Origin of the sequence: Actibacterium sp. MT2.3-13A (assembly GCF_018139985.1) — a bacterium.
Classification (GTDB): domain Bacteria; phylum Pseudomonadota; class Alphaproteobacteria; order Rhodobacterales; family Rhodobacteraceae; genus JAGSOU01.
Genome location: NZ_JAGSOU010000001.1, coordinates 372,233 through 386,627 on the forward strand (window position 1 = coordinate 372,233; position 14,395 = coordinate 386,627).

Genomic DNA, 14,395 nt, shown 5'->3' on the forward strand with positions numbered 1-14,395 from the left:
AGCGGCCGGTCAAATCCGCAGGAAGGGCTGCGCCAGCCGCGGCAGCAGCGACTTGAACCGCAGCGGCGCGTCGGTGGCGGCTAGGCAGATGCAATCCTCGCCCGCCTCGGCCACGGGGGTATGTTCCATCTCTTCGCCCGCGACCTCGACATCGCCGGGGCCGAAGCGCCCGTCCTCGTCGCGGAATGCGCCCTGCAGGACCAGCGTCAGCTCCAGCCCCCTGTGGCCGTGATCGGGCACCGCCACGCCGCCCGGGATGCACAGCAGCCGCACCGTGGCCGCGGACGAGGTGGGCAGGATCGCCTGCCGCACCCCGGTGCCGAAGCCGCGCCATTTCACCGCCGCCAGGTCTCCACCGACATAATCCTGCAGCGGGGTGGGGAACAGGCCCGGCTTGGGCGCGGGCCCCGGTGCCTCGGCGGGCCGGGCCGCGATGCGCGCAAGGGTCGCCGCGAAACTGTCGTCGGCCAGCGCCGCCTCGGCGTCCGCGTCCTCCAGCACCGCACCGCCCAGCGCCTCGAAACTGCCCAGCCGCGCCCGGCATTCGTCGCAGAGCGAGACATGCGCGGCGATCACCAGGTTGAACGCCTCGGGGAGCGCGCCCGCGGCATAGCCCATCAGCAGGGCGTCGGTCAGGTGATGCGTGATCTTGGTCATGGCAGTCATTTCATTGCATGGCGCAGGCGGTCGAGCGCCAACCTGATGCGCGACTTGATGGTGCCCAGCGGCAGGCCGGTTTCGGCGGCGATCTCGCTGTGGCTGAGTTCTCCGAAATAGGCTTTCTCGATCAGGTGGCGCTGTTTCTCGGGCAGGGCGGACAGGGCCGCGGCGAGTTGCGCGCTCTCCTGTTGCAGGCCCAACGCCTCGGCCGGGTTCAGCTCCGGCTCGGGGCCCCAGGGCAGATCCTCGGGCTCGGGGCGGCGTTCCTTTCTCAGCAGGTCGATCCGGCGGTTGCGCGCGATGGTGAAGACCCAGGTCGCCACGCTTGCGCGGGTGGGATCGAAGAGATGCGCCTTGTGCCACAGCGTCGCCATCACGTCCTGCGCGCATTCCTCGGCCGTGTCGGGGCGGGCGCCGGATTTTATGAGAAAGGCCTTCACCCGCGGCGCGAAATGGGTGAACAGGGCGCGAAACGCCTCCTGATCGCGGTGGTCGCGGATTCTCCCGACCAGCTCAATCCAATCCCTGTCAGCCGACATCGCGTAGGTTTCCGTCCCCTTGCCGCCGCGCCGGGCCCGTGCCCGGCGGGGAACAGCATAGGGGCGCGCGGGCGGGGGCGCATCCAAAATCTCGGCGAGGCCAGTGTCGGTCAACATGACAAGCTTACGCGCGCCGGGTGCGATCGGATCAAAGCTTTTTCTCTGATCCGCGCGCCCGGCCCGGCCGTAACACGGGGCAACGCGAACCACCCAGCAGGAGCCCGCCCATGCCCTTCGACCACCCCACCCCCGCGCCCCGGCGCGTCGCCGTGATCGGCGGCGGCATCTCCGGCATGGCCGCCGCGCGGCTGCTGGGCCGACGGCACCGCGTCGTGCTGTTCGAGGCGGCGCCGCGGCTGGGCGGGCACGCGCGCACGGTGCTGGCGGGCAAGCGCGGCGACCGGGCCGTCGATACCGGCTTCATCGTGTTCAACCGTGCCAACTACCCGCATCTGAGCGCGCTGTTCGACGAGCTGGAGGTGCCGGTGGTCGAAAGCGACATGAGCTTCGGTGCGTCGCTCGATGGTGGGCGGTTCGAATACGGGCTGCGCAACCTGCGCGCTGTCTTCGCGCAGAAGCGCAACCTCGCCAATCCGCGATTCATGGGGATGCTGCGCGACGTGCTGCGTTTCAACGCGCGCGCGCTGGAGACCGCGCGCGACCCGGAACTGACCATCGCCGGGCTGCTGGAGCGGCTGGGCACCGGCGCGTGGTTCCGCGACCGCTACATCCTGCCGCTGTCGGGGGCGATCTGGTCCACGCCCTGCGCGCGGATCATGGATTTCCCCGCCCGCGCGCTTGTGCAGTTCTTCGACAACCACGCGCTGCTCAGCCATACCGGTCAGCACCAGTGGTATACGGTGAAGGGCGGCTCGGTCGAATATGTGCGCAGGCTGCAGACGGCCCTGACCGCGCAGGGGGTGGAGCTGCGCCTCGGCGCGGCGGTGGACGCGGTGCGCCGCCCCGCCGCCGGCGTTGAGGTCAAGGCCGCGGGCGGCGCGTGGGAGGCATTCGACGAGGTGGTCTTCGCCACCCATTCCGACGACACGCTGGCGCTGCTGGCCGACGCCTCGCCGCAGGAGCGCGCGGCGCTTTCGGCCATACGCTACCAGCCGAACGAGGCCGTGCTGCATGCCGATAGCTCGCTGATGCCCCGCCGCCGCGCCGCCTGGGCAAGCTGGGTCTATACCGAGGAGCGCGGCAAGGGCTCCGACCGGATCGACCTGACCTACTGGATGAACTCGCTCCAGCCGATCCCGCGGGACGATCCGATGTTCGTGACCCTCAACAGCGCGCGGCCGATCCGGGAGCAGCTGATCTATGACAGCGTCACCTTCCGCCACCCGGTCTACGACCGCGCCGCCCTGGCCGCGCAGCAGAAGATCCGGGCGATGAACGGGGTGCGGGGCACCTGGTTCTGCGGCGCCTGGATGCGAAACGGTTTTCACGAGGACGGGTTTGCAAGCGCGGTGGAGGTGGCCGAGGCGATGACGCGCCTGCAGGACCGGGCGGCGGCGGCATGAGCGGCGCAGTCGAGCATATTCGCGGTGTCACCTTTCACGGGCGGCGCGGCGCGGTGCGCCATGCCTTCCGCTACGGCGTGGATTACGTTCTGCTCGATGCCGAGGAGGCGGCCCCGCGTGCCCCGCGCCTGTTCTCGCGCAACGGACGCAACCTGTTTGCCGTGTTCGACCGCGACCACGGCGGCCCGCGCGGTGCGGGGCGCGGCGCGGCCTGGGTGCGTGCGCTGCTGGCCGAGCACGGGCTTGACAAGGCCGACGGGCCGGTGCGCCTGTTGACCCAGCCGCGGGTGCTGGGGATGGAATTCAACCCGGTCAGCTTCTGGCTGTGCTTCGCTGCGGACGGCAGCCTGCGCGCGGTGATCGCCGAGGTGAACAACACCTTCGGCGACCGGCACAATTACCTCTGCGCCCATCCCGACCAGCGCCCGATCACACCCTGCGACCGGCTGGCCGCGCGCAAGGTGTTCCATGTCTCGCCCTTCCAGCCGATCGCGGGCGGCTACAGTTTCCGCTTCGACATCGGGGCGGAAAAGCTTGGCATCTGGATCGATTTTTCCGACGGCGCGGAGGGGCTTTGCGCCACGCTGACCGGCCCTCGGAAACCGTTGACCAACCGCGGCATCCTCGGGGCTTGCCTGCGCCGCCCCCTCGGCGCGGTCCGGGTGCTGGGGCTGATCCACTGGCAGGCGTTCCGGCTGGCCCTGAAGGGCGCGCGTTACCGCGCCCATACGCCGCCGCCCGCGGAAGAGGTGACCCGATGACCAATGCTCTGATCTTCCTGGCCGGGATGGCCGCGGTCCTGCTGGCCCTGATCCTGCGCCAGCGGCTGTGGGGCTTCGCCGCCCAGCGGCCCGAGGATTACGCCGCCACCGCCCCGCGTTTCGACCTGCGCGAGCATCTTTCGGGCCCGCTCCTGTGCGAGGGGGTGATCTACGGCCCCACGGGTCGTGTCACGTCGCGCTTCGTGGCGGATATGGAGGCCAGCTGGCAGGGCAATGTGGGCACCATGACCGAAGTGTTGCGCTATGACAGCGGCGCCATCCAGTCGCGCCGCTGGGTGCTGACGCTGGGCAACGACGGCGCCATCCGGGCCGAGGCGCCCGATGTTCTGGGCGCCGGGAGGGGCCGGCAGGCGGGCGCGGCGGTGCGGCTGCGCTACCGCCTCCGCCTGCCCGAGGATGCCGGCGGTCATGTGCTGGATGCGGTGGACTGGATGTATCTGACCGAGACCGGCGTGATCATCAACCGCAGCCAGTTCCGCAAATACGGGATCAAGGTGGCCGAGCTGGTCGCCACAATGCGCCGCAAGGAGGCCGCGTGAGGGACTGGGCGGGGAAACGCTACTGGCTGGTCGGCGCCTCCGAGGGGCTGGGCCGGGCGCTGGCCGCAAAGATGAGCCGTGCCGGCGTCGATCTGGTGCTGAGCGCGCGGGGTGCCGAGAGGCTCAGGGCGCTGGCCGATGCCCTGCCGGGCCGGGCGGCGGTGGTGCCGGTGGATGTCTCCGACAGCACCTCGGTGCGTGCCGCGCGCGAAGCGGCGGGCCAGATCGACGGGGTGGTGATCCTGGCGGGCCTCTACTGGCCGATGGCGGCGCGGGACTGGCGCGCCGACCAGGTGGAGGCGATGTGCGACGTGAATTTCACCGGCACCGCGCGGGTGCTGGGCGCGGTGGTGCCCGGCTTCGCCGCGCGCGACGCCGGCCATGTCGTGATCGTGGGCAGCCTGTCGGGCTTTCGCGGATTGCCCGGTGCCACCGGCTACGCCGCCTCCAAGGCGGGCGTGATGGCCATGGCCGAGGGGCTTCATGCCGATCTGCGGGAGACCGGCGTCGAGGTGCAACTGGTCAATCCCGGCTTCGTCCGCACCCGGCTGACCGACAAGAACGATTTCGCCATGCCCTTTCTCATGGAGCCTGACGCGGCGGCGCAGGTGATCTTCGAGCACATGGGCGCGGGCGGTTTCGCCCGCAGCTTCCCCGCGCCCTTCGCCTGGGCGTTCCGGCTGGGACGGTTCCTGCCGGACTGGCTCTATTACCGGATCTTCGCCTAAGCCTCTTGTCTCCGCCCGCCGAAAGGGGGACAACGGACGGAGTTAGGACGGGAGGCCAACCATGCTTGAGATCAGCCCCAGGAAAGTCGTGCACATCATCTTTCAGGCCCGCGAGCAAAGCGTGGGCGAGGCCGAGCTGCGTGCCTTCATCGCCGGGCTGAACGAGGATGAGAAGGCCAGCCTCGTCGCCCTGACCTGGATCGGGCGCGAAACCTACGATCCCGAGGACTGGGAAGAGGCGCTGGCCACCGCCCGCGCCGAGGCCATCACCCCAACCGAGGATTACCTGCTGGGGATGCCGCTGTTCAGCGACTACCTCGAGGACGGGATGGAAAAGCTGGGGATCTCCCCCACCGACGAGGAAGAGGAGTTCCTCTGAGCCTCAGGCCAGGTGGTCCACCACCTGCAGGTGCTGGGCCAGCCTGTCCACTGTCTCCATCCAGCGGGCGACCAGTTTCGGGTCGCTGGGCGCGGCGCTGACGCCGGGGCGGATCTCGCGGTTCAGCACCGCCTCGACGGCCAGCGACACCGGCACCGAGACCAGCCGCGCCATCGCCGTGCCGCGCGCATCGCCCCAGGCGTCCATGACATAGGTCTTGTGATAGACTGGCTGGCCCGCGCGGCTGACCTTCAGCGCGACGCAGAGGACCACGCGGTCGGGTTCGCCCTCGTCATAGGCATTCTCGGCCCAGAACTGGTCCGACATCTCCTTCAGCCGCGCCTCGCCGGCCGCGCCCTCCAGCGTCTCGATCTCGTCGAACACGTTCGCCCATGCCTCGGCCCAGCCGTTGAGGCGCAACGTTCCGCGTACGAATTCGCGCACGCGCCAGCCCGGCGCGAACCCGTATTCCGCCATGAAGGGGAGCGAGTCGCGGTTCGGATAGACCTCGAAGCTCTCGGGCTGGGGCAGCGGCGCGATATAGCTCCGCAGCGCGTCCCAAGGCCGGGCGACCTCCAGTTCGGTGAAGCCGCGGATCGACCGCGAGGGGGAGCGCAGCGCCTTGAGCACGCCCAGCGGCGACCAGCTGAACTTGTAGCGGAAGGCGTTGGGGATCTTCGGCACCCCGCCGCAGTATGAGATGAATTCGAACTCGTTGTCTGGATGATGCGCGCCCGAGTCGCGGTAATCGGCCATCAGCCAATGCGCCATCACATGGTCGATCCCGGGATCGAGCCCGACCTCGTTGACCAGCGCCACGCCGGCCCCGCGCGCCGCGCTGTCGAGTGCCCGCATCTCCGGCGCGATGTAGCTCGACGAGACGAAATGCGCGCCCTTCGCGATGGCGAGTTTCGCCAGCGGAACGTGCCAGTCCGCGGGCAGCATGGAGACGATGACGTCACCCTTTTGCAGATCGGCCTCCAGAGCGTCGATGTCAAAGGCGCGGATGCGGTCGGTCAGGTCGCCCACGGCCTGCTGCGCCTTCTCCGCCGTCCGGTTCCAGACCGTTACCTCATGGCCCGCCTCGATCAGCCGCCGCAGGCCGGGAATGGCCGAAAGGCCGGTGCCGCACCAGTGAATCGTCATCCTCATCCTCCCTCTGTGTTCCGAATATGCCGGTCGAATTCCGCCTTGGCGCGGCCCCAGACGCCGTGGTTCAGCGCGTCCAGCGTCATCAGCGCGGGCAGCAGTTGCGCGGCGTAGTCCCGAGAGCTTTCCACCGGCAGCAGCGACGGCAGGTTGTCGATCGCCATAACGTCGAGCGGCGGGTCGTCATGCGCGCGGACCACAGGCGCCTCCCAGCTGGTGGCGCGGTCATAGACCGGGACCGGGTTGTAGTCGCTGTCGGGGTCGCAGGCGATGTCGCCGATCGCGGTCAGCCGGCGCCTGGCCACCCGCGCCGCGCGCGGCACGAAGACTGGCGTGCCGGGCCGCGCGAGGATGCAGTTGAAGAACAGGTCGTGGTCGAGGATCTCTGGGAAGGGGCCGCCATGGGCGGTCTCGGCCATGTCCCATTTGGTCACCTCGATCCCCAACGCCGCGCAGAGGTCGGCCGCGCCGGTGCCGACCCGCCCCAGCGCGCCGATCACGATGGCATCGGGCCGTCGGCCGATGGGGGCCAGTTCGCCCGCCAGATCCTCCAGCAGATCCTCCTTGCCCGCGTAGACGCCCACCGGGCCGCAGGTCTCGCCGCGGCCTTGGGCCGCCCAGGCCTTCAGCGTGACAGCAGCCCCCGCGTAGCCCGCCCAATAGCCGAAGGCCGCCACGCGGCGCCCGGCCTCGTCCACCAGATATTCGAGGTCGTAGATTGCGCCGCCGCCGGCCTTGAACCGCTGCAACAGCGCCTTGCCCGAATGCTGCCCCTTGAAGGCATGGCCGAACATGATGTGGCGGTGACTGAGCGGCGTGCCGTCGGCCGGCAGTTCCTTCAGCCCGAAGATGATCGCGTCACCGGGCGCCTCGGGCCAGGAATTCTCGGCCACGATCTCGCAGCCCGCCTCGGCGTAGCCGCCGATCGGGATCGCGCGCGCCGCGCTGTCCTCGACGCTGACCCGGATGCCCTTGCCGATCAGCGCCTTCGCGCCTTCGGGGGTCAGCCCCACGCGTTCCTCGTGCGGGCGCTGCTCTGCCCGGACCCAGAGATGTGTCATGCGTGTCTCCTGCAGCCTGCCCCAGTCCTAGGCCATTCACCGCCCGCTTGCCAATGCGGACAGGGGATTGAGCCGCGTCGCGCCGGGCGCTATCGCTTGGGAAACAACAGGAAAGGCCGCGCCATGACCCCAGATCCCGACCGTTTTCTCGCCGATCTGCACGCGCTGCGCCGCTTTGGCGCGCAGGGAAGGGGCGTGGTGCGCCCCGCCTATTCCGAGCCCGACATCGCGGCGCGGCGCTGGCTGGCAGACCGCATGGAAGAGGCCGGCCTGACCCCGCATGTGGACCCGGTGGGCAACCTCTTCGGCCTCGCCGAGGGGCCGAGCCTGCTGCTCGGCTCGCATTCCGACAGCCAGCCCGAGGGCGGATGGCTCGACGGCGCGCTGGGCGTGATCGCCGCGCTCGAGGTCGCGCGCGCCGCGCGCGCGGCGGGCGGTCCGGCGGTGTCGGTGGTGTCGTTCCAGGACGAGGAGGGACGGTTCGGCGTGACCACCGGCTCCAATGTCTGGGCCGGGGGGCTGCCGCTCGCCGAGGCGGACAAGCTGACCGATTCCGCGGGCACAAGTTTTGCCGAGGCGCGGGCGCGGATGGCCGGTATGGTGACCGGCGATTTCATCCCGCCCGAGCGTTTCACCGGCTTCATCGAGATGCATATCGAGCAGGGCCCGGTGCTGGACGACGCGGGTGAGGCCGTGGGCGTGGTCAGCAACATCGTCGGCATCCGCGACATGCGGGTTACCTTCGAAGGCCAGCACAACCACGCCGGCACCACGCCGATGGCGGTGCGGCGCGACGCCTTCCAGGGGCTCTGCGCCTTCTCTGAGCGGCTGAACGCCCGGCTGGCCGATGTGGTCACGCCGCAGACGGTCTGGACCATCGGCCATGTCAGCCTCTATCCCAACGCCTCGTCCATCGTGCCGGGGCGGGCGACCTTTTCGATGCAGTGGCGCGATGGCGAGGCCGCGAGGCTGGCGCGGATGGAAGAGATCATCCGCGACACCGCCCAGGCCGTGGCCGGGGAGCGCGGCCTGACGCTCAGCTACGGCCCGATGCTGGGGCTGGAGCCGGTGCAGATGGACGCGCGCCTGCAATCGGCGCTGACCGAGGCCGCAGAAGCGCTGGCGCCGGGGCGCTGGCGCCACATACAGTCGGGCGCGCTGCACGACGCCACCAACGTCTCCGCGCGCCTGCCCGCGGCGATGCTGTTCGTGCCTTCGATCAACGGCATCAGCCACAATTTCGACGAGGACACCGCCGAGGCCGATTTGGTGGCCGGGGTGAAGGTTCTGGCCGAGGCGGTGGCGCGGCTGGGCTGAGCGGTCAGGACCAGCTCACGTCACCGAGAAAGATATATCCCGCGCCGTAGATCGTCTTGATCAGGCGCGGGTTCTTCGGATCCTCGTCCAGCTTGGTGCGCAGCCGCGAGATGCGCACATCCATCGCCCGGTCAAAGCTTTCGCCGGCGACGCCGCCGAGGCTCTCCTGCATCTGCTGGCGTGAGATCAGGCGCTTCGGGCTGTCGAGGAACAGCCGCAGCACCTCGCCCTCGGCATGCGAGAACGGCACCTCGCGCCCGTCGGGCGATTCCAGCACATAGCGGTCGAAATGCGCGGCCCAGCCGTTGAACCGGGCGGTCAAGGCCGCATGCGGCGCCTCGCGCCCCTTGCGCAGGCGGGCGCGGACGCGGGCCACCACCTCGGCCGGGTCGAAGGGCTTGATGATGTAGTCGTCGGCGCCCAGTTCCAGCCCCGTCACCCGGTCCTGCACCTGCGCGCGCCCCGAGATGATGATGATCGCCGCCCCCGATTCCAGCGCCAGCCGGTGCACCAGCGCCAGCCCGTCGCGGTCGGGCAGGCCGAGATCGACGAGGCAGACATCGGGCGCCATGCGCGACAGCGCGGCCTCGAATTCGGTGGCGCGGGCGAAGGTGGCGGTGCGGAAGCCAGCCTCGCCCAGCGCCTCGGACAGCATTTGGCGGATCTGCGGCTCGTCGTCGAGGATGGCGATCATGGGCGCACTCATGCGGCGGCCTCCGTGTTCAGGAACCCGGCCAGCGCGGCCTCGGTGAAGGGTTTGGAGATCAGCGGGAAACGTGCGGCGGCGGCGCGGCGGCGCGCGTCGCCGGGCGGCAGCGAGGTCATCAGCCGCATCGCCGCCGGGTGCCCCCTGGCGCGGAGCGCCTCCAGCAGGTCGTGCCCGCTGCGTTCACCGCCGAGGTTGATGTCCGACAGGATCAGCCCGATGCCGGGCAGGGCGGCCAGCGCCTCGGCCTCGTCGGCGCTCGCGGCCTCGATCACGTTGTGGCCCAGCCGGGTCAGCATCTCGCGCACGGTCTCGCGCAGGTCGGGCGAATCCTCGACCAGCAGGACGAGCTGGGGCGCGGCGGCGGCCTCGGCGCGGCGCAGCGGCAGGCGCAGCGTGACCTCGGCGCCGGCGCCGGTATTGGCCAGGCTCACCCGCCCCCCCGACAGCTTGGTCAGGTCGTAGACCATCGACAGGCCCAGCCCCGAGCCCTCCTCCCCCTTTGTGGTGAAGAACGGGTCGAGCGCGTGTTCCAGCGCGGTTTCGGAAAAGCCGGGGCCGGTGTCGGCGACGCGCAGCTCCACCCAGGTGTCGCCCTGAGCCTCGGCGCTGAGCGTGATCCGTCCGGGGCCCGGTCCGATCGCGTCACGGGCGTTGAAGATCAGGTTCAGCAGCGAATCCTGCAAGCCCCCGGCGTCCAGCATCAGCGGTCCGGGGAAATCCCCCACCCGCAACTCCAGCGTCACGCCCTCGGGCAGCGAGGGCTCGGCCAGGACGTGCAGGCCGGACAGGAAGGCGCGCAGGTCGGTGGGCTCGGGGCGCAATTCGCGGTGGCCGGAGATCGAGGCGATCCGGTCCAGAAGCGCCCCGCCGCGATGCGCCGCCGCCTGGGTGGCCGCGATCAGCTCGCCGGCCTCGCCGGGGGGCACGATGCGCGACAGCCGGCTCTGCAGGCCGAGGATGATGGTCAGCAGGTTCGCGAAATCATGGGCAAGGCCCGAGGTCAGCTGCGCCGCCAGCTCGCGCTTGGCGGTCTGGGCGAGGGCGGCGCGGGCCTGGGTCTCCTTGGTCACGTCCATCGACAGGATGTAGACGCCGTTGATCCCGCCGCCCGGGGCCGGGTCGGGGGTGAAGGCGGCGCGGATGCGCCGGCCGGTTTCCTCGTGCCCGAACTCGAAGATGCTGGCCTTGCCTGCCATCGCGGCATCGAGATGCGGCTTGATCTTGCCATAGGCCTCCGTGCCCAGCGCGTCGCGGATATGCAGCCCGTGGATGTCGGAGGGCCGCGTGGGCATGACCGAGGTCAGCCGCCGGTTGGAATAGGTGTAGTGCCCGTCGGGCCCGACATGGGCGATATGGGCCGGCATCATCTCGGTGACCAGGCGGGTGCGCGCCTCCATCTCCGTCAGCTGGCGCTTGGCCTCCTCCAGCGCGGCGTTGGTGGCGGCAAGTTCGCGGTTGGTCTGGGCCAGCTGCTCGGCATGGGCGAGAAGCTGGTCCGACAACTCCTCCGAGCGGGCGCGCAGCAGCCTCTCCTGCCGCTTGATCGCGGTGATGTCGGTATAGACGGTGACCCAGCCGCCCTGCGGCAGCGGGCTGCCCTCGACCGAGATGGTGCGGCCGTTGGCGCGGGTGCGCTCCATGTAATGCGGCTCGAAGGCGCGGGCCTGGCGCACGCGGTCGGCGACGAAACCCTCGGCGTCCTCCACCGGGCCATATTCGCCGCAATTCACCAGGTATCGGATCGTGTCCTCGAACCCCGCCCCGGGCGAGACGAGGTGTTGCGGTAGGTTGAACATGTCACGGAAGGGGCGGTTGCAGACCGCGAGCCGCAGATCGCTGTCATAGATCGACAGCGCCTGCTGGATCAGGTTCAGCCCGGCCTCGGTCATGCGGGCGCGGTCTTTGTCCGGCGATGGCATCCGCGATCCTCCCTCCCCCAAAGGGCTAGCACCGGCGGGGCGGGCGGGAAAGAGGCTGCCGGCCCTGTAAGGATTCGTAAGGATTGAGAAAAAGTCAGGAAAAATTTGACCGTCACTGAGAAATGGTCACGCTATGTGGGCGCCAGAATCGAAAAAAACTAACGGCGTCGTCGGGCAAACCGACGCAGGGAGGAGAAAACTTGGTATCAGAGACAGCGCCCACGGGCGAGCTGTGCTCGATTCCCGCGCTCTTGGCGCGGAATGCGAGAGTTCACGGCGCAAGCCCCGCCTACCGAGAAAAGGAATTCGGGATCTGGCAGAGCTGGACCTGGATCGAGGTCGCCGAGGAAATCCGCGCCATGGCCGAGGGCTTCCTCGCGCTGGGCATGGCGCGTGGCGATTACGTCGCCATCATCGGCCGCAACCGGCCCGCCCATTACTGGGCGATGGTCGCGGCGCAGATGTGCGGCGCCATTCCCGTCCCGCTCTACCAGGACGCGGTCGCCGAAGAGATGGCCTATGTGCTGGAGCATTGCGGCGCGCGTTTCGTCGTCTGCGGCGACCAGGAGCAGGTCGACAAGGTGATCGAGGTGCAGGACCGGGTGCACTCGATCGAGCATGTCATGTACAACGACAAGCGCGGGATGCGGAAATACGACCATTCGCACCTGCACTGGCTGCACGACGTCCAGGCCGAGGGCCGCGCCGGCCATACCCGCTTCGACGGCGAGCTGGACAGGCGGATTTCCGAGCTGGACTATGACAGCACCTGCGTGATGCTCTACACCTCGGGCACCACCGGCAAACCCAAGGGCGTGGTGCTGTCGAACCGCAACATCATCGAAACCTCCAAGAACTCCTCCGAGTTCGACCACCTGAAACACAGCGACGAGGTGCTGGCCTATCTGCCGATGGCCTGGGTGGGCGATTTCATCTTTTCGATCGGGCAAGCGATGTGGACCGGGTTCTGCGTGAACTGCCCGGAATCGCCGGAGACGATGATGACCGATCTGCGCGAGATCGGCCCGACCTACTATTTCGCCCCCCCGCGCATCTTCGAGACCATGCTGACCAACGTCATGATCCGCATGGAGGATGCCAGTCCGCTGAAGAAGCGGATGTTCGACCGTTACATGAAGCTCGCCCAGGAGGTCGGCCCGGCGATCCTCGACGGCAAGCCCGTGGCCGCGATCGACAAGCTCCGCTACGCGCTGGGCAATCTTTTCGTCTATGGCCCGCTTAAGAACACGCTGGGCCTCAGCCGCGTCCGCGTGGCCTACACCGCGGGCGAGGCGATCGGGCCCGAGATCTTCGATTTCTACCGCGGGCTGGGGATCAACCTCAAACAGCTCTACGGCCAGACCGAGGCCAGCGTTTTCATCACCCAGCAGCCCGATCACGAGGTGCGCTCGGACACTGTGGGCGTGCCGAGCCCCGGCGTCGAAGTGAAGATCGGCGAGAACGGCGAGGTCTACTACCGTTCGCCGGGCGTGTTCGTCGAGTATTATAAGAACGCCGAGAGCACCGCCTCGACCAAGGATGCCGAGGGCTGGGTGGCCACTGGCGACGCGGGCTTCTTCGAGCCCGACACCGGGCATCTGCGGATCATCGACCGCGCCAAGGATGTGGGCAAGATGGCCGATGGCAGCCTGTTCGCGCCGAAATATGTCGAGAACAAGCTGAAATTCTATCCCGACATCCTGGAGGCCGTGGTCTTCGGAAACGGCCGCGAGATGTGCACCGCCTTCATCAACATCGACCTCACCGCTGTCGGCAACTGGGCCGAGCGCAACAACATCGCCTATGCATCCTACCAGGAGCTGGCCGGCCACCCGCGCGTGCTGGACACGATCCAGGAGCATGTGGAGGAGGTCAACAGATCCGTGGCCGAGGACGAGATGCTCTCGGGCTGCCAGATCCACCGCTTCCTGGTGCTGCACAAGGAGCTGGACGCCGATGATGGCGAGCTGACCCGCACCCGCAAGGTCCGCCGCAAGATCATCGAGGAGAAATTCCACGATCTGATCGCCGCGCTCTACGACGGTTCGACCCGGATCTCGACCGAGACCGAGGTGACCTACGAGGACGGGCGCAAGGGGTCGATCAAGGCGACGCTGGAGCTGCGCGACGCCGCCGTGCAGGAGCCCCGTCACAGAAGGATGGCCGCGGAATGAACGACATGAGCCAAGGCTACACCACCGCCGATGGCCGCAAGATCGGCGGCACGCTGATGGAGATGAAGAACATCACCCTGCGCTTCGGCGGCGTGGTGGCGATCAAGGACATCAGCTTCGACATCCGCGAGGGCGAGATCCGCGCCATCATCGGGCCGAACGGCGCCGGCAAATCCTCGATGCTGAACGTGATCTCGGGCTTCTACATCCCCACCGAGGGCGAGGTCTGGTTCCGCGGCGAGAGGCGCCCGCAGATGAAGCCCTACCAGGTCGCCCAGCAGGGCATCGCGCGCACCTTCCAGAACATCGCCCTGTTCAAGGGGATGAGCACGCTGGACAACATCATGACCGGCCGCATGACGATGATGAAGACCGGCATGGCCGCGCAGGCGCTGTGGTGGGGCCGCGCCCAGCGCGAAGAGGACGAGCACCGCGAAAAGGTCGAGAAGATCATCGACTTCCTCGAAATCCAGCACATCCGCAAGACCCCCGTCGGGCGCCTGCCCTACGGCTTGCAGAAGCGGGTGGAACTGGGCCGGGCGCTGGCCGCCGAGCCCAAGCTGCTGCTGCTGGACGAGCCGATGGCCGGCATGAACGTGGAGGAGAAGGAGGACATGTCGCGCTTCATCCTCGACGTGAACGACGAGTTCGGCACCACCATCGCGCTGATCGAGCATGACATGGGCGTGGTGATGGACCTCTCCGACCGGGTGGTGGTGATGGATTACGGCAAGAAGATTGGTGATGGCACGCCCGACGAGGTGCGCAACAACCAGGATGTCATCGACGCCTATCTGGGGGTCAGCCATGACTGATCTGACACGGATCCCGACGATATCACCCGCATATGAATTCCATATGACCCGCATGGGACCGGCAGCCGCCGCCCGCGCAACCGTCAACGAGGGAGGCCCGC

At 68.6% G+C, this 14,395-nt stretch carries 14 protein-coding genes; 8 read left to right on the plus strand and 6 right to left on the minus strand.

The annotated features are described in order from the left end of the window. Window positions 1-9: 9 nt before the first annotated feature. On the minus strand, window positions 10-657 hold the full coding sequence (locus KCI33_RS01835) for a ChrR family anti-sigma-E factor (RefSeq protein ID WP_212523037.1): 648 nt from the start codon (window positions 655-657) through the stop codon (window positions 10-12). A 5-nt stretch (window positions 658-662) separates the two neighbouring features. After that, on the minus strand, window positions 663-1,199 hold the full coding sequence (locus KCI33_RS01840) for a sigma-70 family RNA polymerase sigma factor (protein WP_249138836.1): 537 nt from the start codon (window positions 1,197-1,199) through the stop codon (window positions 663-665). A 227-nt stretch (window positions 1,200-1,426) separates the two neighbouring features. Between KCI33_RS01840 and KCI33_RS01845 the strand changes: the two genes are divergently transcribed. The 5 genes from KCI33_RS01845 to KCI33_RS01865 all read left to right on the plus strand — a co-directional run bounded on the left by KCI33_RS01845 (window position 1,427) and on the right by KCI33_RS01865 (window position 5,150). Next, window positions 1,427-2,722, plus strand: coding sequence for an FAD-dependent oxidoreductase (locus tag KCI33_RS01845; protein WP_212523039.1), 1,296 nt, complete (start codon window positions 1,427-1,429; stop codon window positions 2,720-2,722). Further along, window positions 2,719-3,483, plus strand: a complete 765-nt coding sequence (locus tag KCI33_RS01850) for a DUF1365 domain-containing protein (protein WP_212523040.1) — start codon at window positions 2,719-2,721, stop codon at window positions 3,481-3,483. Before KCI33_RS01845 ends, KCI33_RS01850 begins: the two co-directional genes overlap by 4 nt. Next, window positions 3,480-4,043, plus strand: coding sequence for a DUF3833 domain-containing protein (locus KCI33_RS01855; protein WP_212523041.1), 564 nt, complete (start codon window positions 3,480-3,482; stop codon window positions 4,041-4,043). The genes KCI33_RS01850 and KCI33_RS01855 overlap by 4 nt, the downstream gene beginning before the upstream one ends. Further along, the gene (locus tag KCI33_RS01860; protein WP_212523042.1) at window positions 4,040-4,771 is read left to right on the plus strand and encodes an SDR family NAD(P)-dependent oxidoreductase; all 732 of its coding nucleotides are present in this window, start codon (window positions 4,040-4,042) and stop codon (window positions 4,769-4,771) included. The genes KCI33_RS01855 and KCI33_RS01860 overlap by 4 nt, the downstream gene beginning before the upstream one ends. A gap of 61 nt (window positions 4,772-4,832) precedes the next feature. After that, window positions 4,833-5,150: a DUF3775 domain-containing protein gene (locus tag KCI33_RS01865; RefSeq protein WP_212523043.1), complete on the plus strand. Its 318-nt coding sequence runs from the start codon at window positions 4,833-4,835 to the stop codon at window positions 5,148-5,150. Between the two features lie 3 nt (window positions 5,151-5,153). Here the strand turns inward: KCI33_RS01865 and KCI33_RS01870 are convergent, their stop codons facing one another. Together KCI33_RS01870 and KCI33_RS01875 are read right to left on the minus strand one after the other, a co-directional pair. Beyond that, window positions 5,154-6,296 (minus strand): saccharopine dehydrogenase family protein, encoded by a 1,143-nt coding sequence (locus KCI33_RS01870; RefSeq protein ID WP_212523044.1) that lies wholly within the window; start codon window positions 6,294-6,296, stop codon window positions 5,154-5,156. Between the two features lie 2 nt (window positions 6,297-6,298). Beyond that, window positions 6,299-7,360, minus strand: coding sequence for a saccharopine dehydrogenase (locus KCI33_RS01875; protein WP_212523045.1), 1,062 nt, complete (start codon window positions 7,358-7,360; stop codon window positions 6,299-6,301). Window positions 7,361-7,483: 123 nt separating this feature from the next. Between KCI33_RS01875 and KCI33_RS01880 the strand changes: the two genes are divergently transcribed. Further along, window positions 7,484-8,677 (plus strand): hydantoinase/carbamoylase family amidase, encoded by a 1,194-nt coding sequence (locus KCI33_RS01880; protein WP_212523046.1) that lies wholly within the window; start codon window positions 7,484-7,486, stop codon window positions 8,675-8,677. A 4-nt stretch (window positions 8,678-8,681) separates the two neighbouring features. Here the strand turns inward: KCI33_RS01880 and KCI33_RS01885 are convergent, their stop codons facing one another. Both KCI33_RS01885 and KCI33_RS01890 read right to left on the minus strand, forming a co-directional pair. Next, a complete protein-coding gene (locus KCI33_RS01885) occupies window positions 8,682-9,383 on the minus strand; it encodes a response regulator transcription factor (RefSeq protein WP_212523047.1) in 702 nt (233 codons plus the stop codon). Next, the gene (locus KCI33_RS01890; protein WP_249138837.1) at window positions 9,380-11,305 is read right to left on the minus strand and encodes a PAS-domain containing protein; all 1,926 of its coding nucleotides are present in this window, start codon (window positions 11,303-11,305) and stop codon (window positions 9,380-9,382) included. The genes KCI33_RS01885 and KCI33_RS01890 overlap by 4 nt, the downstream gene beginning before the upstream one ends. Window positions 11,306-11,505: 200 nt before the next feature. On the opposite strand from KCI33_RS01890, the gene KCI33_RS01895 reads away from it, so the two are divergent. Then, the gene (locus KCI33_RS01895; RefSeq protein WP_249138838.1) at window positions 11,506-13,479 is read left to right on the plus strand and encodes a long-chain fatty acid--CoA ligase; all 1,974 of its coding nucleotides are present in this window, start codon (window positions 11,506-11,508) and stop codon (window positions 13,477-13,479) included. After that, window positions 13,476-14,294: an ABC transporter ATP-binding protein gene (locus KCI33_RS01900; protein WP_212523049.1), complete on the plus strand. Its 819-nt coding sequence runs from the start codon at window positions 13,476-13,478 to the stop codon at window positions 14,292-14,294. Before KCI33_RS01895 ends, KCI33_RS01900 begins: the two co-directional genes overlap by 4 nt. Window positions 14,295-14,395 lie beyond the last annotated feature (101 nt).

Bases quoted from the DNA above. Each gene is read 5' to 3' on its own strand.
- KCI33_RS01835 (WP_212523037.1), bottom strand. From the start codon at position 657: ATGACCAAGATCACGCATCACCTGACCGACGCCCTGCTGATGGGCTAT.
- KCI33_RS01840 (WP_249138836.1), bottom strand. From the start codon at position 1,199: ATGTCGGCTGACAGGGATTGGATTGAGCTGGTCGGGAGAATCCGCGAC.
- KCI33_RS01845 (WP_212523039.1), top strand. From the start codon at position 1,427: ATGCCCTTCGACCACCCCACCCCCGCGCCCCGGCGCGTCGCCGTGATC.
- KCI33_RS01850 (WP_212523040.1), top strand. From the start codon at position 2,719: ATGAGCGGCGCAGTCGAGCATATTCGCGGTGTCACCTTTCACGGGCGG.
- KCI33_RS01855 (WP_212523041.1), top strand. From the start codon at position 3,480: ATGACCAATGCTCTGATCTTCCTGGCCGGGATGGCCGCGGTCCTGCTG.
- KCI33_RS01865 (WP_212523043.1), top strand. From the start codon at position 4,833: ATGCTTGAGATCAGCCCCAGGAAAGTCGTGCACATCATCTTTCAGGCC.
- KCI33_RS01870 (WP_212523044.1), bottom strand. From the start codon at position 6,296: ATGACGATTCACTGGTGCGGCACCGGCCTTTCGGCCATTCCCGGCCTG.
- KCI33_RS01875 (WP_212523045.1), bottom strand. From the start codon at position 7,360: ATGACACATCTCTGGGTCCGGGCAGAGCAGCGCCCGCACGAGGAACGC.
- KCI33_RS01880 (WP_212523046.1), top strand. From the start codon at position 7,484: ATGACCCCAGATCCCGACCGTTTTCTCGCCGATCTGCACGCGCTGCGC.
- KCI33_RS01885 (WP_212523047.1), bottom strand. From the start codon at position 9,383: ATGAGTGCGCCCATGATCGCCATCCTCGACGACGAGCCGCAGATCCGC.
- KCI33_RS01890 (WP_249138837.1), bottom strand. From the start codon at position 11,305: ATGCCATCGCCGGACAAAGACCGCGCCCGCATGACCGAGGCCGGGCTG.
- KCI33_RS01900 (WP_212523049.1), top strand. From the start codon at position 13,476: ATGAACGACATGAGCCAAGGCTACACCACCGCCGATGGCCGCAAGATC.